Below are 26,063 nucleotides of genomic sequence, written 5' to 3'. Positions count from 1 at the left end.
GGCTTTCCTCAGCGTCCAAACGGGGGAAATCGGCCGGTCAGGGCACGTACTTCCGCCCTGACCCGGGCGGTCTCGGCGGGATCATCACGCAGCGCGGCGGTGAACAGTGCGGCAATTCTCGCCATCTCCGGGGCGCCCATGCCCTGTGTGGTGACGGCGGCAGTGCCCAGCCGGATGCCGCGCCCCTCCCCGTAGGGCAGGGCGCAGGTGTCGAGCACCATGCCGGCGGCGGCGAGCCGGGCCCGTGCGGTGCGGCCGTCGACGCCGAGGGGCGCGGGGTCGGCGGTGATGAGGTGGGTGTCGGTCCCGCCGGTGGTGAGCGCGAAGCCCTCGGCGGCGAGCGCGGCGGCGAGCACCCGTGCGTGTTCCACCACCTGATGGGCGTACGTGGCGAACGCCGGAGTGGACGCCTCGCCGAACGCCACCGCCTTGGCCGCGATCGTGTGCATCTGGGCGCCGCCCTGGGTGAACGGGAACACCGCCCGGTCGATCCGGCCCGCGAGCTCGGCGCCGCACAGGACCATCCCGCCGCGCGGACCGCGCAGGACCTTGTGGGTGGTCGCGCAGACGACGTCGGCGTACGGGACGGGGCTGGGGGCCGCTCCCCCGGCGACCAGCCCGATCGGGTGGGCCGCGTCGGCGATGAGATAAGCCCCGACCTCGTCGGCGATCTCCCGGAAGATCCGGTAGTCGAGGTGGCGGGGGTACGAGATGGAGCCGCAGACGATCGCCTTGGGGCGGTGGTGCCGGGCGAGCGCGGCGACCTGCTCGTAGTCGACGAGGCCGGTCTCGGCGTCGACTCCGTACGGGACGAAGTCGAACCACCGGCCGGAGAAGTTGGCGGGCGATCCGTGCGTGAGGTGCCCGCCGTGCTCCAGGCCCATGGCGAGGACGGTGTCCCCGGGCCTCAGGAGGGCCGCGTAGGCCGCCAGGACGGCCGAGGAGCCCGAGTGTGCCTGGACGTTCGCGTGGTCGGCTCCGAAGAGCGCGGTGGCCCGTTCCACGGCGATCCGCTCGGCGGCGTCGGCGTACTCGCAGCCGCCGTGGTGGCGGGCGCCGGGGTAGCCCTCGGCGTACTTGTTGGCGAGGGCGGAGCCGAGGGCGGCGAGGACGGCGGGCGAGGCGAAGTTCTCCGCGGCGATCAGCTGCAGACTGTCGCTCTGCCGCCGCACCTCGCCGAGCAGCACGTCGGCGATCTCCGGGTCCTGCCGGCGCAGGACGTCGAGATCCTCATCGGGGGGCGCGGTGACCGGCATGCCCCCAATGTAGACACGCTCCCCGCACCCCGCGCGTCGACGCCTCCCGACGCATTAGTCCGTCGCGCGCGGCGACACCCGAGGCCGTCAGTCGCGCGACGCGACACCCGTCAGCGCCGTCACCACGGGCTCCAGCGCCTGGTTGAGCCCCTCTTCCCGACACGCCCCTCGCACCGCTCGGCCCCAAAGGGCCTCCCCGGCAGCGGGACGCTGCGGCGGCCTCCGACCGCCGGACGTCGCAGACCTCAGTCGCGCGACGCGACACCCGTCAGCGCCGTCACCACGGGCTCCAGCGCCTGGTTGAGCCCCGTTCCCGACGCGCCCCTCGCACCGCTCGGCCCCAGGGGGCCTCCCCGGCATCGGAACGCTGCGGCGGCCTCCGACCGCCGGACGTGGCAGACGTCAGTCGCGCGACGCGACACCCGTCAGCGCCGTCACCACGGGCTCCAGCGCCTGGTTGATCTCGTCGCCGATCGAGCGGAAGAAGGTGATCGGCGCGCCGTACGGGTCGTTGACCTCGTCCGCGTCCACCGAGGGGGCGAGGAGCCACCCGCGTAGAGCCGCGGCAGCCCGGACCAGGGCTCGGGCGCGTTCGACCATGCCCTCGTCGTGCGCGTCCGGGAGCGTCGCGGGGTCGATCGCGCGGACCAGGCGGGTGAACTCCTTCAGGGTGAAGGTGCGCAGGCCCGCCGAGTGGCCCATCGAGATGACCTGGGCGCGGTGGTCGCGGGTCGCCGTGAGGACCAGGTCCGCCCGGATGACGTGCTCGTCGAGGAGCTCGCGCCCCACGAAGCCGCTGTAGTCCGCGCCGAAGTCGGCGAGGACCAGTTCGGCGTTGGCCTCCATGGGGGCGCCCTCGTGGCCCCAGGTGCCCGCGCTCTCCACGATCAGGCCGCCGCCGAGAGGGTCGCCCAGGCGGTCGCACAGGGCATGGCGGGTCAGCCGCTCGGTGATCGGCGAGCGGCAGACGTTGCCGGTGCTGACGTGGAGGATGCGGAAGGTGCTGCTGTCGTCGAACCCCGCTATGCCACGCCCCTCAGGGGCGGTCAATGTGCCACCTCGAGGTCGGGTACGACCTTCCGGAGCTCCTCCGGGGACAGCGCGCCCTCGCGCAGCAGCACCGGCACCTTGCCCGTGACGTCGACGATGGAGGACGGGACGATGCCGGGCGTCGGGCCGCCGTCGAGGTACACGGAGACGGAGTCCCCCAGCATCTGCTGGGCCGCGTCGCAGTCCTCAGGGGACGGGTGGCCGGTGAGGTTCGCCGACGAGACGGCCATCGGGCCGACCTCGGTGAGGAGCTCGATCGCGACCGGGTGCAGCGGCATGCGGATGGCGACGGTGCCCCGGGTGTCGCCCAGGTCCCACTGGAGGGAGGGCTGGTGCTTGGCGACCAGGGTGAGCGCGCCGGGCCAGAAGGCGTCGACGAGCTCCCAGGCCTGCTCGGAGAAGTCCGTGACCAGGCCGTGCAGGGTGTTCGGGGAGCCGATGAGCACGGGCGTGGGCATGTTGCGGCCCCGGCCCTTGGCGGCCAGCAGGTCCGCGACGGCCTCGCTGCTGAAGGCGTCCGCCCCGATCCCGTACACGGTGTCGGTGGGCAGCACGACCAGCTCGCCCCGGCGGACGGCGGACGCGGCCTCGCGCAGACCGGTCACACGATCGGTGGCCTCGTTGCAGTCGTATCGCCGTGCCATCAGTTCCCGGCCTCCTCGTACGCGTGGTTCGTCATGGCAGTCATGCCGGTCATGGCATCGCCTTGCGGGCGGTCGCGAAGCGCGGCCGGTTGTTCAGGTCCGGGTGGTCGGCGGCGTCGGCCCAGCCGGCCTCTTCGTTGAAGATCCACGGCACCTGCCCGCCCTGGGTGTCCGCGTGCTCGATGACGACGAGGCCGCCGGGGCGGAGCAGCCGGTGGGCGGTGCGCTCGATGCCGCGGATGGTGTCGAGGCCGTCCTCGCCGGAGAAGAGGGCCATCTCCGGGTCGTGGTCACGGGCCTCGGGTGCCACGTACTCCCACTCGGTGAGCGGGATGTACGGCGGGTTGGAGATGACCAGGTCGACCTGGCCGTCCAGCTCCGGGAGGGCGCTCAGCGCGTCGCCCTGGTGGACGGAGACGCGGGACCCCTCGGCGTTCTTCCGGGTCCAGACGAGGGCGTCGTCGGAGAGCTCCACCGCGTGCACGCGCGAGCGCGGGACCTCCTGCGCCATGGCGAGGGCGATGGCCCCGGAGCCGGTGCAGAGGTCGACGATGAGCGGTTCGACGACGTCCATGGCGCGTACGGCGTCTATGGCCCAGCCGACGACCGACTCGGTCTCGGGGCGGGGCACGAAGACGCCGGGCCCCACCTGGAGCTCCAGGTAGCGGAAGAACGCCCGGCCGGTGATGTGCTGGAGCGGTTCGCGGGCCTCGCGGCGGGCGATCGTCTCCCAGTAGCGGGCGTCGAAGTCCGCGTCCTTGACGTTGTGCAGCTCCCCCCGCTTGACGCCGTGCACGAACGCGGCGAGCTCCTCCGCGTCGAAACGCGGTGAGGGCACGCCGGCGTCGGCCAGCCGCTGGGTGGCCTGGGCCACCTCGGCAAGCAGCAGGTTCACGCTGGTCCTCCGTGGTGCGGGGTGGGGCTTACGGAACTTACGCCGCGGCCAGCTTGGCGGCCGAGTCGGCGTCGACACACGCCTGGATCATCGCGTCCAGATCACCGTCGAGCACCTGGTCCAAGTTGTACGCCTTGAAGCCGACGCGGTGGTCCGAGATGCGGTTCTCCGGGAAGTTGTACGTCCGGATCTTCTCGGAGCGGTCGACGGTACGGACCTGGCTGCGACGGGCGTCGGCGGCCTTGGACTCGGCCTCCTCCTGCGCGGCGGCGAGCAGCCGGGAACGCAGGATACGCATGGCCTGCTCCTTGTTCTGGAGCTGGCTCTTCTCGTTCTGACAGGAGGCGACGATGCCGGTCGGCAGGTGGGTGATGCGGACGGCGGAGTCGGTGGTGTTGACCGACTGGCCGCCGGGGCCCGACGAGCGGTAGACGTCGATGCGCAGGTCGTTGGCGACGATCTCGACCTCGACCTCCTCGGCCTCGGGCGTGACGAGCACGCCGGCGGCGGAGGTGTGGATGCGGCCGGCGGACTCGGTCGCGGGCACGCGCTGCACGCGGTGGACGCCGCCCTCGTACTTGAGGCGCGCCCAGACGCCCTGGCCGGGCTCGGTGGCGCCGTTGCCGCCCTTGGTCTTCACGGCGACCTGGACGTCCTTGTAGCCGCCGAGCTCGGACTCGGTGGCGTCGATGATCTCGGTCTTCCAGCCGACGCGCTCGGCGTACCGGAGGTACATGCGGAGCAGGTCGCCGGCGAAGAGGGCGGACTCGTCGCCACCGGCGCCCGCCTTGATCTCCAGGATGACGTCCTTGTCGTCGCTGGGGTCGCGCGGGACGAGCAGGAGGCGGAGCTTCTCGGTGAGCTCCTCCCGCTGCTTGTCCAGCAGCTTGACCTCGGCGGCGAAGTCGGGGTCGTCGTGCGCGAACTCGCGGGCGGTCTCGATGTCGTCACCGGTCTGCTTCCAGGAGCGGTAGGTGGCGACGATCGGGGTCAGCTCGGCGTAGCGCTTGCTCAGCTTGCGCGCGTTCGCCTGATCGGCGTGGACCGAAGGATCCGCGAGCTTCGTCTCGAGATCGGCGTGTTCGCCGACCAGTTCCTCGACCGCCTCGAACATCGGGGGCTCCTGGGTTTTCGTCAGTTGCTACGGGGACGGCAAAGCGCCGGTCCCGGCCACCCGCGCGGGGCGACCGTGGACCGGCGCAGGGGCTCGCTACTTCGCGGCGGAGCCGGCCTTGCCGAAGCGGGCCTCGAAGCGGGCGACGCGGCCGCCGGTGTCGAGGATCTTCTGCTTGCCCGTGTAGAACGGGTGGCACTCGGAGCAGACCTCGGCACGGATGGCGCCGTCGGTCAGGGTGCTCCGGGTGGTGAACGACGCGCCACAGGTGCAGCTGACCTGGGTCTCGACGTACTCGGGGTGAATCTCGCGCTTCAAGGTGTCTCCTAGTTTCGGGAGGGCTCCGGGTCGCTTCCGCGGGTTGCGGCAAACGTGAACCGGGGCCGACGTACCAGTCTGCCAGGACCGGCCGCATCTCCCCAAACCGGGGTCCGGCCGAAACTATTCCTCGGTTGTCCGGGGAGCTACTTCACGACGCCGTCCGCCTTGCCCGTGGCGGCGTCCTTCGTCGCCGACGCGGGGATCGGCTCGTCGGTCTTGAGGGCGGTCCAGACCTGCTGGGACTGGGCCTCCAGCGGGATGACGCGGTTGAGGTCGGCGGGGTCGTACTCGACCGGCAGCGTGACCATGTGGACGTTCTGGGGGCCGATGCCGGAGAGGCCCCGGGCGAAGCCCATGAGCTCCTGGACCGAGTCGAGGTCGGAGTCCGGGGTGATGGCCTTGGTGGCCGCGTCGGCGAGGTCGAGGAGCTTCGCCGGGTTGGTGAGGACGCCGACGTCCTTGACCTGGTCGATGAACGCCTTCATGAAGGCCTGCTGGAGCTGGATGCGGCCGAGGTCGCTGCCGTCGCCGACGCTCTTGCGGGTGCGGACGAGGCCGAGGGACTGTTCGCCGTCGAGGGTGTGGGTGCCCGGGGCGAGGTCGAGGTGGCTCTTGGAGTCCTGGATCGGCTGGGTGGTGGTGATCTCCACGCCGCCGAGTTCGTCGATGAGCTTCTTGAAGCCGGTGAAGTCGACCTCGATGTAGTGGTCCATGCGGATGCCGGACATCGCCTCGACGGTCTTGACGGCGCAGGCAGGGCCGCCGACCTCGTACGCGGTGTTGAACATCGCGCGCCGCTCGCCGGGGACGGACGTGCCCTTGCCGTCGGTGCACCGCGGCCGGTCGACGAGGGTGTCGCGGGGGATGGAGACCACACTGGCCTTCTTGTGGCCCTCGTTGACGTGGACGACCATCGCGGTGTCGGAGCGGGCGCCGCCCTCGTCCTCGCCGTACGCGGCGTTGTCGCCGGAGCGGGAGTCGGAGCCGAGGACGAGGATGTCCAGGGAGCCGTTGTCGACGTCGTCGGGGCGCTCGGTGCCGAGCTGGGCGTTGATGTCGACGCCCTTGATGTTGCCGTCGAGCTTGACGTACACATAGCCCAGACCGGCCCCGCCCAGGACGAGGACCGCGGCGGCCCCCGACAGGAGGACCGTCAGGCGGCGTCGGCGCTTCGCGGGCGGCTTGCGTCGGCGGCCGCTTCCCGCGCCGGATATTCGGCCGCTGTTGTTCTGTTCGGTCATCGTCTTCCCTCGGGCCTTCGGTTCACCATGTGTGACGGCGAAGCGCCCAAAAGGGTTGCATACGGACCTGCGAGGTTTCGGTGGGCAACGCACTGCGCCCACCGTGCGGGGCACGGTGGGCGCAGTGGTTTACGCAGGTCACGACAGGGTTACGAGACCGGGGTCTCACCCTTGCCGCACGCCTGGCGTGTGACGCGGGTCACACGTCAGTCGTCGTTCTTGCCGCCAGGCGTCGTCTTCTGGATCTGGAGCAGGAACTCACCGTTCGACTTCGTCTGCTTCATCTTGTCCAGGAGCAGCTCGATCGCCTGCTGCTGGTCGAGCGCGTGCAGCACACGGCGCAGCTTCCAGGTGACGGCGAGCTCGTCGGCGCCGAGCAGGATCTCTTCCTTACGGGTACCGGACGCGTCGACGTCCACCGCCGGGAAGATGCGCTTGTCGGCGAGCTTCCGGTCGAGCTTGAGCTCCATGTTGCCGGTGCCCTTGAACTCCTCGAAGATCACCTCGTCCATGCGCGAACCGGTGTCGACGAGCGCGGTGGCGAGGATGGTCAGCGAGCCGCCGTCCTCGATGTTGCGCGCGGCACCGAAGAAGCGCTTCGGCGGGTAGAGCGCGGTCGAGTCGACACCACCGGACAGGATGCGGCCAGAGGCCGGCGCCGCGAGGTTGTACGCGCGGCCCAGGCGGGTGATCGAGTCGAGCAGGACGACGACGTCGTGACCCAGCTCCACGAGACGCTTGGCGCGCTCGATGGCCAGCTCGGCGACCGTCGTGTGGTCCTCGGCCGGACGGTCGAAGGTCGAGGAGATGACCTCGCCCTTGACCGACCGCTGCATGTCGGTGACCTCTTCCGGACGCTCGTCGACCAGGACGACCATCAGGTGGCACTCGGGGTTGTTGACGGTGATCGCGTTGGCGATCGCCTGCATGATCATGGTCTTGCCGGTCTTCGGCGGGGCCACGATCAGACCGCGCTGGCCCTTGCCGATCGGCGCCACGAGGTCGATGATCCGCGTGGTCAGCACGCCCGGGTCGGTCTCCAGACGGAGCCGGTCCTGCGGGTACAGCGGGGTCAGCTTGTTGAACTCCGGGCGGCCGCGGCCGGAGTCGGCCGCCATGCCGTTCGCGGAGTCCAGGCGGACCAGCGCGTTGAACTTCTCGCGGCGCTCGCCGTCCTTCGGCTGACGCACGGCACCGGTGACGTGGTCACCCTTGCGCAGGCCGTTCTTGCGGACCTGGGCGAGGGAGACGTACACGTCGTTCGGGCCGGGCAGGTAGCCGGAGGTCCGGATGAACGCGTAGTTGTCGAGGATGTCGAGGATGCCCGCGACGGGGATCAGGACGTCGTCGTCGGAGACCTGCGGCTCGCCGGCCTGGAAGTCGTCACGGCCACGACGGCCACGACGGTCGCGGTAGCGACCGCGACGGCCACGACGGCCACCGTCTTCGTCGAAGTCGTCCTGGGGGCCGGACTGCTGGCCACCCTGCTGACCCTGACCCTGACCCTGGCTCTGGCCCTGGCCCTGGCCCTGCTGGCCCTGGCCCTGGCCGCCCTGACGCTGGCGCTGGCCGCCCTGGCCACCGCCCTGCTGCTCGTCGCCCTTGCCGCGGTCGCGCTGACGGTCACGGCGGTCGCGGCGCTCGCCACGCTCCCCGCGCTCGCCGCGGTCACGGCGGCCTCGGCCCTCGGCGCCGTCGACGGCGGCCTCGGCCTTGGCGTCGGCCTGCGTGTCGGCCTTGGCCTCGGTACGGGTCTCGGCGCGGGCCTCGGTCTTGACGACCTGGGCGGCCTCGGCCTTGGCCTCGCCCTCCGGCGAACCGGCGGGCGCGGTGGCGCGACGACGACGGCGCTCACCGGCCGGCTGGTCGTCACTGGCCGGCTGACCCGGGATGTCGATCTGCTGCTGGGCGACGGCCTTCTCGGCCTTCTCCGCCTGGGGCGCGGCGGCCTCGGCCGCGGTCTCGCCCGTACGGGTCTTGGAGGTGGCGCGGCGCTTCGGCTTGGTCTCAGCGGCCTCGGCGGTCTTGGCGGGGGCGGCGGAGCCTCCACCGGCCTGCGCTTCCTTGATGACCTCGATCAGCTGGCTCTTGCGCATGCGCGCGGTGCCCCTGATGCCGAGGCCGGACGCGACCTGCTGCAGCTCGGCCAGGACCATGCCGTCGAGGCCGGTGCCGGAGCGGCGGCGCCGTGCGGTGCCGCCGGTGGCAGCACCTGCGGCGGGCGCGGCGGTGTCGACACTGTTGTCGGCAGTCACGCCCATCAGATCGGTGGTGTCGCTCACGAAGGGTCCTTCCCTGGAGCGGACGTCGGCCATCTGGCTCGGCGACCGGTTGTGCTGTCCGGCAGGGTCCTGGCTTGTGGACCGTGTCCGGGGCGGTGGTCCCGCCGGGTACGGCGGAGAGAGAAACGTGCTGTGGGTCCGGCCCGAGCGCCCCACTGCTCGGCCCTCACTACGAAAGAGCGAGGGGTGTCGTGCCGGTTCCGGAGCGTGCTCGAAACTGCTCAGGCAGGCTGCTCAGGCAGTTGGGGAGGCTCCCGGAAGAATCGGTGGTCCCTGATGGGGACACTCAGCACCGCGCCACAAAGGCGCCGGGTGCTGACTTGAGGTTAACACTACCGGCTCCGACAAACATTCCCCCTCTCCCTCACCGGCAATCTCGTGTCCGGAGCACTGCGGGGGTGCTGCCCGGCGCCCCCGCCGCCGCGCCCTAGGGCGCCAGTGGCAGCACGCTCGCTCCGGACGCGTCGAGGTCGAGCCGGTTCGCGGCCCAGCCCTCGCCCGCCAGTCGGGCGACCTTGTCGGCCGTCCCGTGTTCGGCCAGCGCGAGCACCGTGGGGCCCGCGCCGGAGATGACCGCGGGGACGCCGTCCGCGCGCAGTCGGTTCACAAGGGCGATGCTCTCCGGCATCGCGGGGGCCCGGTACTCCTGGTGCAACCGGTCCTCGGTGGCCGCGAGCAGCAGCTCGGGACGACGGGTCAGGGCCTCGACGAGGAGCGCGGCGCGTCCGGCGTTGGCCGCGGCGTCCACATGCGGGACCGTGCGCGGCAGAAGTCCGCGGGCGGTCTCGGTCAGTACGGCCTTACCGGGAACGAAAACCACCGGAACGATGGAATCCGAGGGATCCATCCTGATCGCCCGCGCGGCACCGGACTCGGTCCAGGCGAGCGTGAATCCGCCGAGGAGACAGGCGGCGACGTTGTCGGGGTGGCCCTCGATCTCGGTGGCGAGTTCGAGCAGGGCCGCCTCGTCGAGCTTCGCGTCCCCGCCTATGGTCACGGCGCGGGCGGCGACGATGCCGGCGCAGATGGCGGCGGAGGAGGAGCCGAGGCCGCGGCCGTGCGGGATGCGGTTGGCGCAGACGACCTCAAGGCCGCGCGGCTGCCCGCCGAGCAGGTCGAAGGCCGTGCGCAGGGACCGTACGAGCAGGTGGCTCTCGTCGCGCGGGAGGGTCTCCGCACCCTCGCCGGCGATGTCGACGTGCAGCCCCGAGTCGGCGACACGGACGACGACGTCGTCGTAGAGGCCCAGCGACAGGCCGAAGGCGTCGAAGCCCGGGCCGAGATTGGCGCTGGTGGCGGGGACGCGCACCCGTACGGCGGCGGCGCGGAACGCTGGACCGGCCATCGCTCGATGACTCTCCTTGATTGCGACAACGGTGTTTCGAACAGCAGGTGTTGCAGACAGAAGGTGGTGCGGACTGCGGGTGTTTCGGACAGCGGGTATTCACGACGGGTACACGGGGACCCGGGGTCCGTTTCGGCCTTGGGGGCGACAACGGCAACAACACCGCGCATATGCGTCGGGGCGGGTTCGGTACAGCCTATCGAAGGAAGGTTCTGTCGCGACATAGGGCGCACAGGAGGCGCACGATGCGTGTCGCGAGCCAACCTGTGCGCCTATGTACGTTCCTGATCGGGTTTCGATCAGTGCTTCACCCCGCGCGAGGGCGGGGTGAAGCGGTGGGATCAGGCCAGACCGAGACGCTCGGCGGCGGCCGCGGCGTCGACCGGGACGGTCACCGGCTGCGGCGCGCCGGCCACGGCCCAGTCGGGGTCCTTCAGGCCGTTGCCCGTGACGGTGCAGACGATCGTCTGGCCCGGGTCGACCTTGCCCTGCTCGGCGGCCTTCAGCAGACCGGCGACCGAGGCGGCCGACGCGGGCTCGACGAAGACGCCCTCCTGGGCGGCCAACAGACGGTAGGCGCGCAGGATCTCACGGTCCGTCACCTCGTCGATGAAGCCGCCGGACTCGTCGCGTGCGGCGATCGCGTAGTCCCAGGAGGCCGGGTTGCCGATGCGGATCGCGGTGGCGATCGTCGACGGGTCCTTGACGATCTCGCCGCGCACGAGCGGCGCGGAGCCGGAGGCCTGGAAGCCCCACATGCGCGGCCGGTGCGTGGACATGGCGTCGGCGGCGTACTCGCTGTATCCCTTCCAGTACGCCGTGATGTTGCCGGCGTTGCCCACGGGCAGCACGTGGATGTCGGGGGCGTCGCCCAGCATGTCCACGATCTCGAACGCGGCGGTCTTCTGGCCCTCGATGCGGACCGGGTTGACCGAATTGACCAGCGCCACCGGGTAGTTCTCGGAGAGGCTGCGGGCCAGCGTCAGACAGTCGTCGAAGTTGCCGTCGACCTGGAGGATCTTCGCGCCGTGCACGAGGGCCTGGCCCATCTTGCCGAGCGCGATCTTGCCCTGGGGCACGAGGACGGCCGACACCATGCCGGCCCGTACCGCGTAGGCCGCGGCCGAGGCGGAGGTGTTGCCGGTGGACGCGCAGATGACGGCCTGCGCGCCCTCCTCCTTGGCCTTGGTGATGGCCATGGTCATGCCCCGGTCCTTGAAGGAGCCGGTGGGGTTGGCGCCCTCGACCTTGAGGTGCACCTCGCAGCCCGTGCGCTCGGAGAGGACCTGAGCGGGGACGAGCGGCGTACCACCCTCACGGAGCGTGACGACCGGCGTCGTGTCCGTGACCGGAAGGCGGTCCCGGTACTCCTCGATGATGCCGCGCCACTGGTGGGTGCCCTTGCTGGTCATGGGTCCTTACTCCCCTTCAACACGCATGATGCTGGCGACACCGCGTACGGTGTCGAGCTTCCGCAGCGCGTCGACGGTCCCGGAGAGGGCTGCGTCGGGCGCTCGGTGGGTGACGACGACGAGGGAGGCCTCGCCGTCCTTGCCCTGCTGGCGGACCGTGTCGATCGACACGCCGTGCTCGGCGAAGACCGTCGCGACCTGGGCGAGGACGCCCGGCTTGTCGGCCACGTCGAGGCTGATGTGGTATCGCGTCACCACGTCGCCCATGGGGCTCACGGGCAGCTGGGTGTACGCGGACTCGCCGGGGCCGGTGGCCTCGTTGAGCTTGTTGCGGCACACGGCGACGAGGTCGCCGAGGACGGCCGAGGCCGTCGGGGCGCCGCCGGCGCCGGGGCCGTAGAACATGAGCTGCCCGGCGGCGTCGGCCTCGACGAAGACCGCGTTGTACGCCTCGCGGACGGAGGCCAGCGGGTGGCTCAGCGGGATCATCGCCGGGTGCACGCGCGCGGTGACGGACTCGCCGTCGGCGGCCCGCTCGCAGATCGCGAGCAGCTTGACGGTGCAGCCCATCCGCTTCGCCGAGGCGAAGTCGGCGGCGGTGACCTCGGTCATGCCCTCGCGGTAGACGTCGTCGAGACGCACGCGCGTGTGGAAGGCGATCCCGGCGAGGATGGCGGCCTTGGCGGCCGCGTCGAAGCCCTCGACGTCGGCGGTCGGGTCGGCCTCGGCGTACCCGAGGGCGGTCGCCTCGTCGAGCGCCTCGCTGTAGCCGGCGCCCGACGTGTCCATCTTGTCGAGGATGAAGTTCGTCGTGCCGTTGACGATGCCCATCACACGGTTGATCTTGTCGCCGGCGAGGGACTCGCGGAGCGGCCGGATGAGGGGAATGGCCCCCGCGACGGCGGCTTCGTAGTACAGGTCCTGCCCGTGCTGCTGGGCTGCGGCGTAGAGCGTCGCGCCGTCCTGCGCGAGGAGCGCCTTGTTCGCGGAGACCACGGAGGCCCCGTGCTCGAAGGCGGTGGTGATGAGGGTGCGGGCCGGCTCGATCCCGCCGATGACCTCGACGACGACGTCGATGTCGCCCCGTTTGACGAGGGCGGTCGCGTCGGTGGTGATCAGCTCGGCCGGGATGCCCCCGCGGACCTTGTCCGGGCGGCGGACGGCCACGCCGGCGAGCTCGACCGGGGCGCCGATGCGCGCGGCGAGGTCGTCGGCGTGCGTCGTCATGATGCGCGCCACCTCTGAGCCGACCACTCCACAGCCCAGCAGCGCCACCTTCAGCGGACGCGTACGCATCATCCGACCTCTTTCTCGTACTTCTGCTTCGTATCTCTACGTTCGTATTTCTACGGTGGAACCAGTCTCACTCACCGGACGGGGGTTTCTGCCCCTTGTCCGGATCCTGAGACATCTATTTCATCACTCGACTATTACTCGACTATTTCATCACCCGACGTCGAGGCGCAGGAGATCTTCCTCCGTCTCGCGCCGGACGATCACGCGGGCCTCGCCGTCACGGACGGCGACGACGGGCGGCCGGAGCGCGTGGTTGTAGTTGCTGGCCATGGAGCGGCAGTACGCGCCGGTGGCGGGCACGGCGATGAGGTCGCCGGGCGCCAGGTCGGCCGGCAGGAACGCGTCCCGTACGACGATGTCACCGCTCTCGCAGTGCTTGCCGACGACCCGGGAGAGCATCGGCTCGGCGTCGCTGGTCCGCGAGACGAGGCTGACGCTGTACTCGGCGTCGTACAGGGCGGTGCGGATGTTGTCCGACATGCCGCCGTCGACGCTCACGTACGTGCGCAGCCCTTCGAGGGGCTTGACGGTGCCGACCCGGTAGAGCGTGAAGGCGGTGGGCCCGACGATGGCGCGCCCGGGCTCGACGGAGATACGGGGCGTGGCGAGCCCGGCAGCGTCGCACTCCCTTGTCACGATCTCGCCGAGCGCCTTGGCGATCTCGTGCGGCTCGCGCGGGTCGTCATCGGAGGTGTACGCGATGCCGAGGCCGCCACCGAGGTCGATCTCGGGCAGCTCGACCCCGTGCTCGTCACGCACCTCGGCGAGCAACTGGACGACACGCCGCGCGGACACCTCGAAGCCGGCCATGTCGAAGATCTGCGAGCCGATGTGCGAGTGAATGCCGATGAGCTCGAGACCGTCGAGCTTCAGCGCGCGGCGCACGGCCTCGGCGGCCTGCCCGCCGGCGAGCGCGATGCCGAACTTCTGGTCCTCGTGCGCGGTGGCGATGAACTCGTGCGTGTGGGCCTCGACGCCGACGGTGACCCGGATCTGCACGCGCTGCCGCTTCCCCAGCGACTGGGCGATGTGCGCGACGCGGACGATCTCCTGGAAGGAGTCGAGCACGATCCGCCCGACGCCGGCCTCGACGGCCGTGCGGATCTCGTCCTCGCTCTTGTTGTTGCCGTGGAAGGCGATGCGCTCGGCGGGCATGCCGGCGGACAGCGCGGTGGTGAGCTCCCCCCCGGAACACACGTCAAGGTTCAGCCCCTCCTCCTTCAGCCACCGGACGACGGCCCGCGAGAGGAATGCCTTACCGGCGTAGAACACGTCGGCGTCCGTGCCGAAGGCGTCGGCCCAGGCGCGGCAGCGGGCGCGGAAGTCGGTCTCGTCGAGGAAGTAGGCGGGGGTGCCGAACTCCTCGGCGAGCGCGTCGACCCCGATCCCGCCGATGGTGACGACCCCCCGCTCGTCCCTGCTGACGGTCCTGGCCCAGACCTTCGGGTCGAGGACGTTGAGGTCGGCGGGCGGCGCGGAGTAGTGGCCCTCGGTGAGGACGTCTGCGTGGCGGGGCCCTGCGGGGTGGGCGGAACGGCTCATGTCTGTTCTTCTGCTCTTTCAGATCCGGTCGGGTGCGCTGATGCCGAGCACGGAGAGGCCACCGGCGAGCACCGTCCCGGCGGCTTCGGCGAGCGCCAGCCGGGAGCGGTGGGCGGCCGAGGGTTTCTCGTCGCCGAGCGGCAGAACGGTGTGCTGGAACGCGAGCAGCGCGTCGGCGATGGCTTCCAGGTGCCGGGCGACCCGGTCGGGGGCGCGGTGGCGGGCGGCGGCGAGGAGGACGACGGGGTGGTCGCCGAGGGCGCCGAGAAGTCGGGGTGCGTCGACGGGGACCTCGCAGGCCGGCGTGACGCCCAGCTGCTCCCCGTTGACGAGCAGCCTCCGCACCCGGGAGTACGCGTACCGCACCCGGAAGAGGGAGTTGCGCTCGTGCTGGTCGAGGAGGGGCGCCCCGTCGAGGGGCCGGTCGTGCGGCGCGGCCCGCAGGAGGGCCCACCGGGCGGCGTCGGGCCCGAGCGACTCGACGTCGTACGCGCCGGGATGCACGTACACCCGCTCGCTCCCCCCGAACCCGGCATCGGCTCCCTGGGAACGCAGCAGTCGGACGACGACGTGGGTGACGAGAACGCCGCGCGACTCTGTCACGTCGGCGAAGCGGACGGTGGTGCCGGCGAGAGCGGTGCCGTGCCCGTACGCGGCTCCGCCGGCGAGAACGGTCCGGACGAGGTCACTCCCCGCATCGCTACGGAGGGTGAAGTTCAGGAACCCTGGCCCGGTGATCTCGACACCGCGGAGCCCGGGTGCGTCACGGAGGCGTTCCTCGATGATCCCGGCGACCTCACGTGCGCTGCGCCCGGCGGAGCCGGCGAGGGTGAGGGCGATGTTGCTGGCGTACTCCCCGGCACCGCCGGGCCGGGCCCGCTCGACCTTGACCCGCGGGGGCACCTCGACCCGCAGCGCACCATCGTCGACCGCACGGCGCACGGCGTGCAGCACGGTGAGGGAGAGGTCCGCGGGGGTCACGGGACAAGCGTAGGGGAGGAGGGGGGTCCGAACGCGAACCGGTTTCGCCATGCGGGCACCGGGGTCCCGCCGACTCGCTCCTCAGTGAGCGCCGGGCGCACTCCCGAGGCGCCGGGATTGATCCCGCGCGTCCTGCCGCGCGTCCTCCCGAGTGGTGTCCTGCCGGGAGTCCTGCCGCCCGCCATCTGCGGGCGGCTCCTCTCCCCCGTCCGGCCCGGCGGCCTCCCGGCGCTCCCGGCGCTCGTGGTGCATCAACTGACGCACGACACGGACGAGCTCGGAGGGCTCGAAGGGCTTGGCGAGAAAGGCGTCGACACCGGAACCGGCCCCGCCGACCACCTCGTGCTCACCGCAGGCACTGATGATCGCCACCGGCAGATGTCTGGTCCGCGGATCGGCCCGCAGCCGCTCGGCCGTCTTGATCCCGTCCAAGCGGGGCATGACGACGTCCAGGGTGACGACATCAGGACAGACCTGATGTACGACATCCAGACACTCGGCACCATCGGCCGCGGTCACGACCTCGAACCCCTCGAGTTCGAGATTGACCCTGATCAACTGCCGGATCACCTTGTTGTCATCGACAACGAGCACCCGACCGGACACGCCTGACACACGAACGAGAGTAGGACGCCCCGAGGGGCTGCGTCCGGGTTTTGCCCACTTCCGACCCGCGCGGGGGACCCAGCCCCTGGTGACGCCCCGGAAATACCTGTTCACAGCCACTCCCCACGAGCTGGTAGGGTTCTACCCGTCGCCGCCGAACGCGGCGGACGCCCCCGTAGCTCAGGGGATAGAGCAACGGCCTCCGGAGCCGTGTGCGCAGGTTCGAATCCTGCCGGGGGCACTTCGCGAGAAGTGCCAAAAGACCCCGTTCACAGCGGAAACGCTGAGGACGGGGTTCTTTGCTTGTGCGCTCAAGGGCATCTCCTCACCGGCTTGGCCAACAGCTGCCGACGCCGCCGATCCGGTACGAGGACTGCCGGCGGCTCCGACAGGCGATCATGCGGTGAACTGGGGGTACCAGTGGCGGGCCGGAACGATCCTTACGCGCGGGAGTTGGCGCGACAGGCCAGGGAGCAAGAGCGGGCTTTGATCTGGCGATCCGCCGTTCGTCCGGGACGTGGTCACGGTGCGGTCCGACGGTCCCCCGCACCGGGCCACCACTCCCGGGCGGGGGCCGCCGGCGGTTCGCCGGGCGGCCCCTGGGGGTATCGCAGGACTACTTGACGTTGATCGCCGTCCAGGCCTTGGCGACCGCCGTGTACTCAGGGCTCGTTGCGCCGTAGAGGTCAGTGGCCGCCGAGAGGGTGGCCGTGCGGGCGCCGGCGTAGTTGGTGGAGGAGGTCATGTAGGTGGAGAGGGCCTTGTACCAGATCTTGTAGGCCTTCTGGCGGCCGATGCCTGTGAGGGTGGAGCCGTCGTAGGTCGCGGAGGAGTGGACCACGCCGTTGATCGTCTTCGTGCCGCTGCCTTCGGCGAGCAGGTAGAAGAAGTGGTTCGCCGGGCCCGAGGAGTAGTGGACGTCGAGGCGGCCGACCGAGTTGGACCAGTAGTCGGCGGAGTTGCCGTCCTTGCTGGGCTTGTCCATGTAGCGGAGCGGGGTGCCGTTGCCGCGGATGTCGATCTTCTCGCCGATGAGGTAGTCGCCGGCGTCGGTGGCGTTGGCCGCGTAGAACTCGACCGAGGTGCCCAGGATGTCGGAGGTGGCCTCGTTGAGGCCGCCCGACTCCTTGCTGTAGCGGAGGTTCGCGGTGGCGGCGGTCAGGCCGTGGGACATCTCGTGGCCCGCGACGTCGAGGGACGTGAGCGGCTTGAGGTTGCCCGCGCCGTCGCCGTACGTCATGCAGAAGCAGGAGTCCGACCAGAAGGCGTTGACGTACGCGTTGCCGTAGTGGACGCGGGAGTAGGCGGCGACGCCGTCGCCGCGGATGCCGTTGCGGCCGAGTTCGTTCTTGTAGAAGTCCCAGGTGACGGCCGCGCCGTAGTGGGCGTCCGCGGCGGCGGTCTCCCGGTTCGTCGCCAGGCCGTTGCCCCAGGTGTCCGTGCTGTTGGTGAAGAGGGAGCCGGTGCCGTTGGTGCCGCCGTTCAGGTCGTACGTCTTGTGGCCGCCGCGCGTCGCGTCCGTGAGCGTGTACGAGGGCGCCGTGCCGAGCGTGACCTGGCCGCTGTACTGGGTGTTGCCGGTGCCCGTCTCGATCGCCTCGTAGGAATAGAGCTCCTTGCCCGTGGCGGCGTCGGTGATCACGTGGCGCTCGCTCGGGGTGCCGTCCGGCTGGGTGCCCGTGACGGTCGTCTCCCAGGCGAGCGTCGGCTTTCCGGTGGCCGCCCAGATCACCTTGCGGGCCGTGCTCCTCGCCGTCGCCGCCGGGGCCTTGGCCTCGGTCGTCGGCACCGATATTCGGGCGCCGGTGGCCTTCGTCGTCGCGCGCGAGCCGTCCTTCTTCTGGTGGACCACCAGGTCGCCGCCCAGGACCGGCAGGCCTTCGTACGTGCGCTCGTAGCGCGTGTGGACCGTGCCGTCGGCGTCCTTGACGACGTCCCGGACGAGCAGCTTCTCGCGGTCGGCGAGGCCGATCGCCTTGGCGGTGGCGGCGGCTCCCGCCTGCGCCTCCTGGACGGCCGCGGCGCGCTGCGGTCCGGTGAGGACGAGTGCGGTGGCGCCCGCCTCGCGCTGGGCGTCGGCGCTGGCGGATCCGGTCTGGACTCCTACGACGAGCATGGCCGCCGAGGCGATGAGGGCGGTCGAGACGACGGTGCGGCGGTGCGAGGACTGCTGGCGGGTCACGCGGGCTCCTTCGCTGAAGCACGTGGGGGTTGTGGGGGGGGTGGCGGTGGTGGCGCGGCTGTGAGCGTGCCAGCGAAGGGAATTTCCTGACAGGTCTGCGACAAGAATTTGACCATCTGTTGTCCGAACGTCGGTCACGTCCGTCCGGATTGCGGGGAGTTGACGACCTGCCCCGGACGCAGCCCAGAGGCCCCCGGCGCTGTGTCCGGGGGCCTCTGGGGGTGCGGTGCGTGGTTCAGGCCGGGCGTTTGCGTGACGTCTTCTTCGCGGCCGTCTTCGTCTCCGCCGATTTCTCCGCGGGTTTCTTGGCCGTCGTCTTCTTCGCGGTCGTCTTCTTGGTCGTCGTCTTCTTGGCCGTCGTCGTCTTCTTCGCCGCCCTCGCGCGCGGTTTGAGTTCCGTGACCTCCGCGTCCTCGCCCCGGGCTTCCTTCGCCGCCCGTACGCTGTTCTCCAGCGCCGCCATCAGGTCGATGACCTGTCCACCCCTCTCCTCGCCCGGCGTCGGGAGTGCCACCGCCTCGCCGCCCTCCGCCTTGGTCGCGATCATCTCCTCCACCGCCGTGCGGTAGTCGTCGTGGAGCGTGTCGAGGTCGACCTCGCCGAGGGTGGCCATCAGGGCGTCCGCCAGGTCGAGTTCCGCTTCCTTCACCGTCACCGGCGTCTCCGGGGCCACGCCCTCCGGTGCCCGGATCTCGTCCGGCCAGAGCAGGCCGTGCATCGCGATCACGTCGTCCACGACCCGGAGCATGCCGAGCCGTTCCCGCCCCCGTAGCGCGAACTTCGCCACCGCCACCTTGTCGCTGCGCTTGAGGGCTTCGCGGAGCAGGGTGTAGGGCTTCGCGGCGGGTACGCCGTTCGCCGAGAGGTAGTACGCCGCCTCCATCTGGAGCGGGTCGATCTCCCCGGCCGGCACGAAGGCCACGATCTCGATCGTCTTCGCCGTCGGGAGCGGCAGCGCGGCCAGGTCCTCGTCGGTGATCGGGATCATGGTCCCGTCGGCCTCCTCGTACGCCTTGCCGATCTCCGCCGCGGAGACCTCCTCGCCGTCGAGTTCGCACACCTTCTTGTAGCGGACCCGGCCGCCGTCCTCGGTGTGGATCTGGCGGAACGAGACGGACCGGCTCTCGGTGGCGTTCACCAGCTTGATCGGGATGCTGACCAGCCCGAAGGAAATGGCGCCGTTCCAGATGGATCGCACGGTTTTCTTCTCTTTCGCGCAGAGATGCCCGGTAAACGTGGGATTCTCATCGTATGACGCCCATCACAGAGGTGGAGGGGCGGCGCCTGGCGCTCAGCAACCTGGACAAGGTGCTCCACCCGCTCACCGGCACGACGAAGGGCGAGGTGCTGCACTACTACGCCACCGTCGGGACCGCGATCCTGCCGCATCTGCGCGATCGGCCCGTCTCCTTCCTGCGCTATCCGGACGGTCCCGACGGGCAGCTCTTCTTCACCAAGAATCCGCCGCCCGGCACACCCTCCTGGGTGAGCACCACCCCCGTGCCCCGCTCCGAAGACCCGCGGGCGCGGCAGGTCGTGGTCCAGGACCTGGCCTCTCTGATGTGGGGCGCGAACCTCGTCGTCGAGTTCCACACGCCCCAGTGGCGGACCTCCTCCCCCGCCGTCGCCGACCGGCTCGTGTTCGACCTCGACCCCGGGCCGCCCGCGACGGTCGTCGAGTGCTGCCGGGTCGCGCTCCACCTGCGCGAGCGGCTCGCCGCCGATGGTCTGGAGGCCTTCGCCAAGACCTCCGGGTCCAAGGGGCTCCACCTCCTCGTTCCCGTCGTGCCGACGCCCTCCGAGCGGGTCTCGGCGTACGCGCGACGGCTCGCCGTCGAGGCCGAGCGCGAGCTGCCCCAGCTCGTCCTGCACCGGATGGCGCGGGCCCTGCGCCCCGGCAAGGTCTTCGTCGACCACAGCCAGAACGCCGCCGCCAAGACCACCGCCACCCCCTACACCCTGCGGGCCCGGGCCCTTCCCTCCGTCTCGGCGCCCGTCACCTGGGAGGAGGTGGCGGACTGCGCCACGCCCGCGGCGGATCCGGAAAAGCTCGTTCTTCTGATGGATGACATCACGCCACGTCTGGAGCGGTACGGGGAGCTCCTGGCGCCCCTTTTCGCGCCCGAGCGCGCCGGGGTCGTGCCGTGAACGAGGGGCGTGCGAGCCGCGCGGAGGCCGGGGGCGACGGTGCCGTGGCGCTGCCGCCGCCCGTCGACGTCATGCGGCCCCGGTCCGCCGACGAGATCCCCGCCCAGGCGGAGCCGCCCCGGGAGCTCCAGTACTCCCTCAAGCTGGACGGGTTCCGCGCCCTCGCCTTCGTCCTCGCCGACGGGAAGGTCGTCCTCCAGTCCCGCTCGCGTCGGGATCTCGCGCCCGAGTTCCCCGAGATCGCCTCCCACCTGCGTGAACAGCTCCCGCCCGGGATCGTGCTCGACGGCGAGCTGTGCGCCTACCGGGAAGGGCGGCTCAGCTTCACCGACCTGCTCCGCTCGCACGGCGACCGGGTACGGGCCGGGGTGCCCGTCTCGTACATCGCCTTCGACCTCCTCGCCGTGCCGGGGCGTGACGTGCGGGGACTCCCCCTCCGCGACCGGTGGGAGCTGCTCGGGGCGGCCCTGCGGGAGGCGGAGCCGCCCCTCCAGCGCGTCCTCGCCACCCAGGACGAGGAGACCGCCCGGGGCTGGTTCCGCGACCTGCGGGACGCCGGCGTCGAGGGGATCGTGGTCAAGTCCCTCGGCTCCGTCTACCGGGCCGGCGGCACCTGGGCCTGGCGCAAGATCCGGCACGCCGACACGAGCGACGGTCTGCTGCTGGGCGTGATCGGCCCGCCCGAGCGGCCCCGTGACCTGCTCGTACGGCTGCCCGACGGCCGTACCGTGACGACCTCGCCCCGGCTGACCCCGGCGCAGTCCCGCCAGGTCGGCGCGCTGGCGGCCGACCGCGTCGGCGCCCTCGCCGAGGACCCGGAGCACGGGCCGGTGCGATGGGTGGCCCCACCCCTTCCCGTCGAGCTGCGCCGGCTCGCGGGGCGACACGAGAACGTGGCGTTCGTCCGCGTCCGATCGGAGGGGTGAGCGGAGGGGTGAGCGGAGAGGTGATCGGAGGGGCGATCGGAGGGGCGGTTGGAGGGGTGGTTGGAGGCGTGAGAGGTGGATACCCAGAGCAACCGCCCTGCTCCGCCCCGTACATGGCGCAAAGAGACCGCAACCAGGGCCCCGCGCGCGGCCGGTGGCGCCGGCACGGCGTTGTTGCCCTTCCTGTGGTGCACACTTGCTCCCTGGTACAGCGCTCACGGGGAAGGCGGCCTGGCAATGCTGACGGGGATCGAGGAGGTCGACTGGGCCTCGCTGGGGCACGCCTACGGCCCCGCGGACGACGTGCCGGCGCTGCTCCGCGGACTCGCCTCCGCCGATCCCGCGGAGCGTGAGACCGCCCTCGACGGCATGTACGGCGCGGTGCACCACCAGGGCGACGTCTACGACTCGACACTCGCGTGCATCCCCTTCCTCATCGAGCTCGTCGCCGACCCTGCCGTCCAGGACCGGGGCGGCATCGTCGAGTTGCTCACCAGCATCGGCGGTATCGAGCTCGACGACGACGAGGAACTGGACGAATTCGACCCGGACGACGAGGACTTCATACCGGCGGCCAACTATGCGATGGCCGCGGCCGCCATCGCCGCCGGGGCCGACGTGTTCCTCGGGCTCGTCGGCGACCCCGACCCCGAGGTGCGGCTCGCCGCGCCCTGCGCGCTCGCCTCGCTGCACCCCGAGCCCTCACGCGTCCTGACGCTGCTGCGGGAGCGCCTCACCGTCGAGCGGGATACCGAGGTGCGGCTCGCCCTGGTGGCCGCGGTCGGGCGGATCGCCCTGCGGCACGCGTCGCTGCGCTCCGAGACCGTCGAGTGGCTCGACTGGCTCGCCCGCGCCGCGCAGGACCCCGGGCTCCGGCTCGCCTCCCTCGCCCAGCTGGCGCGCTGCGCGCCGGGCGAGATCCCGGACGACATCGTGCGGTGGGTGACGGAGCTCCTGGAGGAGATCAGGACGGCCGCGCTCAGGACCGGGGGCGGGGCCGGGAGCGGTGGCTTCACCCTGGGTGCCGAGGGCGGTACCGGCACCGACGGCGGTACGGGAGCCGACGGCGCGTGGCCCGGCGACGGCGCGTGGGCCGGTGAGGGCGGGTGGCCCGGTGAGGGCGGGTGGCCCGGTTCGCCCACGCTCGCCGGGCAGGTCCGGGAGCTCCTGGAGGAGCACGCGGCCGGTCGGCCCGCGCCCTGGACCGAGGAGCTGCTCCGGACCCTGCACGCCGCGCTCGACGACCGCGTCGACGACCGGATCGCGCTGATCCTCGCCCAGCTGCGCAGCCCCGACCGGTGGCAGCGGTCGGACGCGATCTGGCTGTGCGGTGGGTTGATACGCGTGTGGCGCGGGCGGTACGAGGAGATCGTCCGGCTCGTCGGCGCGCAGCTGCACGATGCGGAGCCGCGGCTCCGGGAGGCCGCCACCTCGTTCCTGGAGCGGCTCTTCGAGCTGGGCGGGCCCGCCGCTGACGCGCTGGCGGTCCGGCTGACGGACGACCCGGGTGTGCCCGGTGCCTCGCGGGACGGCTCCGGCGGGCTCGTCGGGCGGTCCGGGCGGGACGGGGCGCTCCTCGCGTTGGCCCGTGCCGGGGACACCCGCGCGGTCCCGCTGCTCGCCCGCGCCCTGGAGGAGCCCGACGTGCGGCGCGAGCTGCTGTACGCCATGGACGGCCTCGGGCCGGCCGCGGCGGGCCTCGCCCCGCTGCTGCGGCGCAGGCTCGCCGAGGTCGAGCTCGACGAGGGGCTGTTCGACCGGGCGGCGCCCTTGCTCTACGCCCTCGCGGCCGTACGGGGCGGACAGGCGCTCCCCGAGGTGCTGCGGGTGCTGCGCGGTGCGCCGGAGCACCGACGCGACTGGGTGCGGGAGGCGGCCCTGCGGACCCTGGCGGCCTTCGGCCCGACGGCCCGGGAGGCCGTACCGGACCTGCGCGGGCTGCTGGACGCCGAGTCGGCGGCGGTCTCCACGATGGCGGCGCGGGCGCTGTGGGCCGCGGAGGGGGACAGGGGGGACGTGCTGCCTGCCCTGGAGCGGTGGCTGCGGCCCGGCTCCTCGGCCCCGGACTGGTGTTGCGCGGCCCTGGCCCTGGGGGCGATCGGCCCGGCGGCGGCCGGTTCGGCGGCCTCGCTCCGGCCCGGTCTCGCCTCGCGGGACCTGTGGGTACGGGTCCGCAGCGCGACGGCCCTGTGGCGGGTCTCCGGCCGCGCCGACCAGGCGCTGCCGGTGCTGCTCGCGGCCTGGGAGGAGAACCGGCACGCGCGCGTGGACATCGCGGAGTGTCTGGCGGAGATGGGCCCGGCGGCGTCGGACGCCCAGCTGACGATCCTCACCGAGCTCACCCGAAGACGCCGTCACAACGCCCGCGAGGGCGGCTCGGGCAGCCACGACATCCATCAGGACGAGAAGCTCCTGACCTTGTGCAGGGCGGCCCTGGCGCGGATGGAGCGGGGCGCCTTCTAGGGCACGGGGCGGGGCGCTTTCCAGGGGTCGGGGCGGACGCTTTCCAGGGCAAGGGGCGGACGCTCACCAGGGCACGGGGCGGACGCTTCCCGAAGCCCTGGGGCGGTTGCTTTCCGAAGCCCTGGGGCGGTTGCTTTCCGAAGCCCTGGGGCGGTTGCTTTCCGAGGTCCTGGGCCCTCGGGCGGCAGGCCCGGCAGGTGGGCAAATGGGGCGTGCCGTTGAATAGGCTCCATGGGGAGACCCGTCGTGCCGTCGTCCGTCCCGAGGAGCAGAGTGAGACCGCGCGGAGTGCTGCTTGCCTGCGGCGTGCTGTGCTCCCTCCTGCTCACCGGCTGTGGCGGGGAGCGGGAGGGCGGGCTCAAGAGTGCCGGGCCCACGCCGACCGCCGTCGGGCCCGTACGGCTCTGGCCCGAGTTGCCGCCCGCCACCGATCCGCCGTTCGACTACGGCGAGTCGGACACCCAGCGCGTCCCCGGTGTGAAGGTGCCGGACAACGACGTCCGCCGCGTCGCCCCCGTGGCGGTCGTCCTCGCCGAGGTGCGCGCGGATGCCGAGACGTATCCCGGTGCGGACGGCGTCCCCGAGGAGACCCTCCGGGCGATCGAGGCGTGCGTCGCGAAGCCCGACGCGTGCCCCGTCATGCCGCCCTACTACCGCGACCTCACCGGCAACGGCCGTGACGAGCTGATCGTCGGCATCCGGCTGCCGGACCAGCAGGTCGGGGTCCGCGTCTACCTCGCCGAGAACGGCGGGCTCACCCGGATCATGTCCACCGTCGACCAAGTCATCAGTGTGGAGCTGGCCGGCCGGGACCTGATCATGCGGGTGAGTTCGGCCGGCATTCCCGGGTACGAGTACCGCACGGCCTGGTCCTGGGACGAGCAGCAGCACAGCATGCTGCCCACCCGGGACGAGATCGTCCGCGTGGCGCCGCCGGGCGCCCGGGCGTCGGTCGTGCCGCCCGCGCCCGATCTGGTGAGCCCGGCGCCCACGCCCGCGCTCCCGGCGCCCGTACCCGCGCCCGTGCCCACCCCCGCGCCCCTGTCCGAGGAGCCGGGCCCGTGAGAGCGCCCCGGCTGCCCGCCTGGACGGCGACCCTCACCTGGAAGGCCGCGGTCTTCATCGCGGTGATGTGCTGCGCCCTCGCCGCGCTCCTCGGCGTCCTCGTGCACGTCTCGGTGACCGGCCAGACCGTGGGCGACGCGCGGGAGAAGGCCCTCACGCGGCTCACCGAGGTCAGCCGTCTCTACGAGGCGGGCGAGCCCCTCCCCCGGTTCTCCGGCCTCGACCCGGAGGGGCTCCCAGCCTCACTGCGGGCGCTCGCCGTCCGGGGCGAGCACGGCACGATGGTCGCGGACCACCAGGGCCGGCCGACGATGTGGGCGGCGGGTCCCGCGGACGGCCGCGCGCTCGCCGTCCGGTTCGACTACACGCAGAGCGCCGAGACGATCGACGCGCTCGACCGGTCGATCGTCGGCTCCTCCGTCCTCGCGATCGGGGCGACGCTGCTCGTCGGCGCCTTCGCCGTCACCCGGGTCACGCGCCGGCTGCACCTCACCGCCCAGGTGGCCCGCCGGATCAGCGCCGGGGACCTGGACGCGCGCGTCGACGACCCCCGTACAGAGGACCCTTCGCGCCCCCAGGACGAGGTGGCGACGGTCTCCGGGGCGCTCGACACGATGGCCTCCTCGCTCCAGCGGAAGCTGCAGAGCGAGCAGCGGTTCACCGCCGATGTGGCGCACGAGCTGCGGACCCCGCTGACCGGGCTCTCGGCCGCCGCCGAACTGCTGCCGGACGGACGGCCGTCGGAGCTCGTCCAGGACCGGGTGAAGGCGATGCGCGACCTCACCGAGGACCTCCTGGAGATCTCGCGGCTCGACGCCCGCAACGAGGCCGTGGACCTCGCGGTGCACGAGCTCGGCCCGCTCGCCGCGCGGGTGGTCCGCGCCTCGGGCACGCCGACGGAGGTGCGGGTCGTCCGGGACGCCACGGTGGAGACGGACCGGCGGCGCCTGGAGCGGGTCCTGGGCAATCTGATCGCGAACGCGCACAGGCACGGCGCGCCTCCGGTGGTGGTGACGGTGGACGGGCCGACGGTGACCGTGCGGGACCACGGGCCCGGCTATCCCGGCTACCTGCTGGAGTCGGGGCCGCAGCGGTTCCGTACCGAGAGCGGGGGCAAGGGGCACGGTCTCGGGCTGACGATCGCCGCGGGACAGGCGGAGGTGATCGGCGCCGAGCTGGTGTTCGCCGACGCCGCGGACGGCGGGGGCGCCGTCGCCCGGCTCCGGCTGCCGGAGTACGTACGCCTCGCCGAATCCGACCCCGACCCCGTACCGACGGACTGAACGGCGCCACA

General features: G+C 71.9%; 21 protein-coding genes and 1 tRNA gene. 6 read left to right on the top strand and 16 right to left on the bottom strand.

Features of this window, described 5'->3' with window-relative positions:
- Positions 1–8 precede the first annotated feature (8 nt).
- The 14 genes from glyA to ACFWWU_RS04180 form a co-directional block, all read right to left on the bottom strand.
- Entirely contained in the window at positions 9–1,256 is a 1,248-nt protein-coding gene (gene glyA, locus ACFWWU_RS04245; RefSeq protein WP_384138710.1) for a serine hydroxymethyltransferase, read from the bottom strand.
- Between the two features lie 402 nt (positions 1,257–1,658).
- Entirely contained in the window at positions 1,659–2,306 is a 648-nt protein-coding gene (locus ACFWWU_RS04240; protein WP_384138708.1) for a protein-tyrosine-phosphatase, read from the bottom strand.
- Positions 2,303–2,950: an L-threonylcarbamoyladenylate synthase gene (locus ACFWWU_RS04235; RefSeq protein WP_351895610.1), complete on the bottom strand. Its 648-nt coding sequence runs from the start codon at positions 2,948–2,950 to the stop codon at positions 2,303–2,305. The genes ACFWWU_RS04240 and ACFWWU_RS04235 overlap by 4 nt, the downstream gene beginning before the upstream one ends.
- 49 nt (positions 2,951–2,999) lie before the next feature.
- Positions 3,000–3,845: a peptide chain release factor N(5)-glutamine methyltransferase gene (gene prmC, locus ACFWWU_RS04230; protein ID WP_384138704.1), complete on the bottom strand. Its 846-nt coding sequence runs from the start codon at positions 3,843–3,845 to the stop codon at positions 3,000–3,002.
- Positions 3,846–3,882: 37 nt separating this feature from the next.
- Positions 3,883–4,959, bottom strand: a complete 1,077-nt coding sequence (prfA, locus tag ACFWWU_RS04225) for a peptide chain release factor 1 (protein WP_384138701.1) — start codon at positions 4,957–4,959, stop codon at positions 3,883–3,885.
- 96 nt (positions 4,960–5,055) lie between these two features.
- On the bottom strand, positions 5,056–5,277 hold the full coding sequence (gene rpmE / locus ACFWWU_RS04220; protein WP_360786186.1) for a 50S ribosomal protein L31: 222 nt from the start codon (positions 5,275–5,277) through the stop codon (positions 5,056–5,058).
- A 146-nt stretch (positions 5,278–5,423) separates the two neighbouring features.
- A complete protein-coding gene (locus ACFWWU_RS04215; RefSeq protein ID WP_384138697.1) occupies positions 5,424–6,521 on the bottom strand; it encodes an LCP family protein in 1,098 nt (365 codons plus the stop codon).
- 206 nt (positions 6,522–6,727) lie between these two features.
- Entirely contained in the window at positions 6,728–8,803 is a 2,076-nt protein-coding gene (rho, locus tag ACFWWU_RS04210) for a transcription termination factor Rho (protein ID WP_384138694.1), read from the bottom strand.
- Between the two features lie 427 nt (positions 8,804–9,230).
- Positions 9,231–10,148, bottom strand: a complete 918-nt coding sequence (thrB, locus tag ACFWWU_RS04205; RefSeq protein ID WP_384138691.1) for a homoserine kinase — start codon at positions 10,146–10,148, stop codon at positions 9,231–9,233.
- A 341-nt stretch (positions 10,149–10,489) separates the two neighbouring features.
- Positions 10,490–11,560, bottom strand: coding sequence for a threonine synthase (gene thrC / locus ACFWWU_RS04200; protein ID WP_384138688.1), 1,071 nt, complete (start codon positions 11,558–11,560; stop codon positions 10,490–10,492).
- Positions 11,561–11,566: 6 nt separating this feature from the next.
- Positions 11,567–12,859 (bottom strand): homoserine dehydrogenase, encoded by a 1,293-nt coding sequence (locus tag ACFWWU_RS04195; protein WP_384138685.1) that lies wholly within the window; start codon positions 12,857–12,859, stop codon positions 11,567–11,569.
- Positions 12,860–13,006: 147 nt separating this feature from the next.
- Complete coding sequence (gene lysA / locus ACFWWU_RS04190) at positions 13,007–14,398, bottom strand: diaminopimelate decarboxylase (protein ID WP_384138683.1); 1,392 nt, start codon at positions 14,396–14,398, stop codon at positions 13,007–13,009.
- 18 nt (positions 14,399–14,416) lie between these two features.
- Positions 14,417–15,379, bottom strand: coding sequence for an ArgS-related anticodon-binding protein NrtL (gene nrtL / locus ACFWWU_RS04185; RefSeq protein WP_384138680.1), 963 nt, complete (start codon positions 15,377–15,379; stop codon positions 14,417–14,419).
- Between the two features lie 81 nt (positions 15,380–15,460).
- Positions 15,461–15,994 carry a response regulator gene (locus ACFWWU_RS04180; RefSeq protein ID WP_384138677.1) on the bottom strand — a complete coding sequence of 178 codons (534 nt, stop codon included), beginning with the start codon at positions 15,992–15,994 and terminating at the stop codon, positions 15,461–15,463.
- A 160-nt stretch (positions 15,995–16,154) separates the two neighbouring features.
- Between ACFWWU_RS04180 and ACFWWU_RS04175 the strand changes: the two genes are divergently transcribed.
- A tRNA-Arg gene (locus tag ACFWWU_RS04175) sits at positions 16,155–16,226 on the top strand.
- 375 nt (positions 16,227–16,601) lie between these two features.
- Here the strand turns inward: ACFWWU_RS04175 and ACFWWU_RS04170 are convergent.
- Together ACFWWU_RS04170 and ACFWWU_RS04165 are read right to left on the bottom strand one after the other, a co-directional pair.
- Entirely contained in the window at positions 16,602–18,101 is a 1,500-nt protein-coding gene (locus tag ACFWWU_RS04170; RefSeq protein ID WP_384139556.1) for a M4 family metallopeptidase, read from the bottom strand.
- Positions 18,102–18,402: 301 nt separating this feature from the next.
- A complete protein-coding gene (locus ACFWWU_RS04165; protein WP_384138674.1) occupies positions 18,403–19,365 on the bottom strand; it encodes a Ku protein in 963 nt (320 codons plus the stop codon).
- A gap of 53 nt (positions 19,366–19,418) precedes the next feature.
- Here ACFWWU_RS04165 and ligD point away from each other — a divergent pair, with 53 nt between their 5' ends.
- The 5 genes from ligD (at position 19,419) to ACFWWU_RS04140 (ending at position 26,052) form a co-directional block, all read left to right on the top strand.
- On the top strand, positions 19,419–20,315 hold the full coding sequence (ligD, locus tag ACFWWU_RS04160) for a non-homologous end-joining DNA ligase (RefSeq protein WP_384138671.1): 897 nt from the start codon (positions 19,419–19,421) through the stop codon (positions 20,313–20,315).
- Entirely contained in the window at positions 20,312–21,241 is a 930-nt protein-coding gene (locus tag ACFWWU_RS04155) for a DNA ligase (RefSeq protein ID WP_384138669.1), read from the top strand. The genes ligD and ACFWWU_RS04155 overlap by 4 nt, the downstream gene beginning before the upstream one ends.
- Before the next feature lie 237 nt (positions 21,242–21,478).
- A complete protein-coding gene (locus ACFWWU_RS04150; RefSeq protein ID WP_384138666.1) occupies positions 21,479–23,704 on the top strand; it encodes a PBS lyase in 2,226 nt (741 codons plus the stop codon).
- A gap of 273 nt (positions 23,705–23,977) precedes the next feature.
- Complete coding sequence (locus tag ACFWWU_RS04145) at positions 23,978–24,769, top strand: hypothetical protein (protein WP_384138663.1); 792 nt, start codon at positions 23,978–23,980, stop codon at positions 24,767–24,769.
- Positions 24,766–26,052 carry an ATP-binding protein gene (locus tag ACFWWU_RS04140; protein WP_384138660.1) on the top strand — a complete coding sequence of 429 codons (1,287 nt, stop codon included), beginning with the start codon at positions 24,766–24,768 and terminating at the stop codon, positions 26,050–26,052. The genes ACFWWU_RS04145 and ACFWWU_RS04140 overlap by 4 nt, the downstream gene beginning before the upstream one ends.
- Positions 26,053–26,063 lie beyond the last annotated feature (11 nt).

Source organism: Streptomyces sp. NPDC058650 (genome assembly GCF_042717315.1).
In the GTDB taxonomy this organism is placed as follows: Bacteria; Actinomycetota; Actinomycetes; order Streptomycetales; family Streptomycetaceae; genus Streptomyces.
The sequence above is the reverse complement of the archived record's forward strand: the minus strand, read 5'-3'. Positions and strand labels throughout refer to the sequence as shown.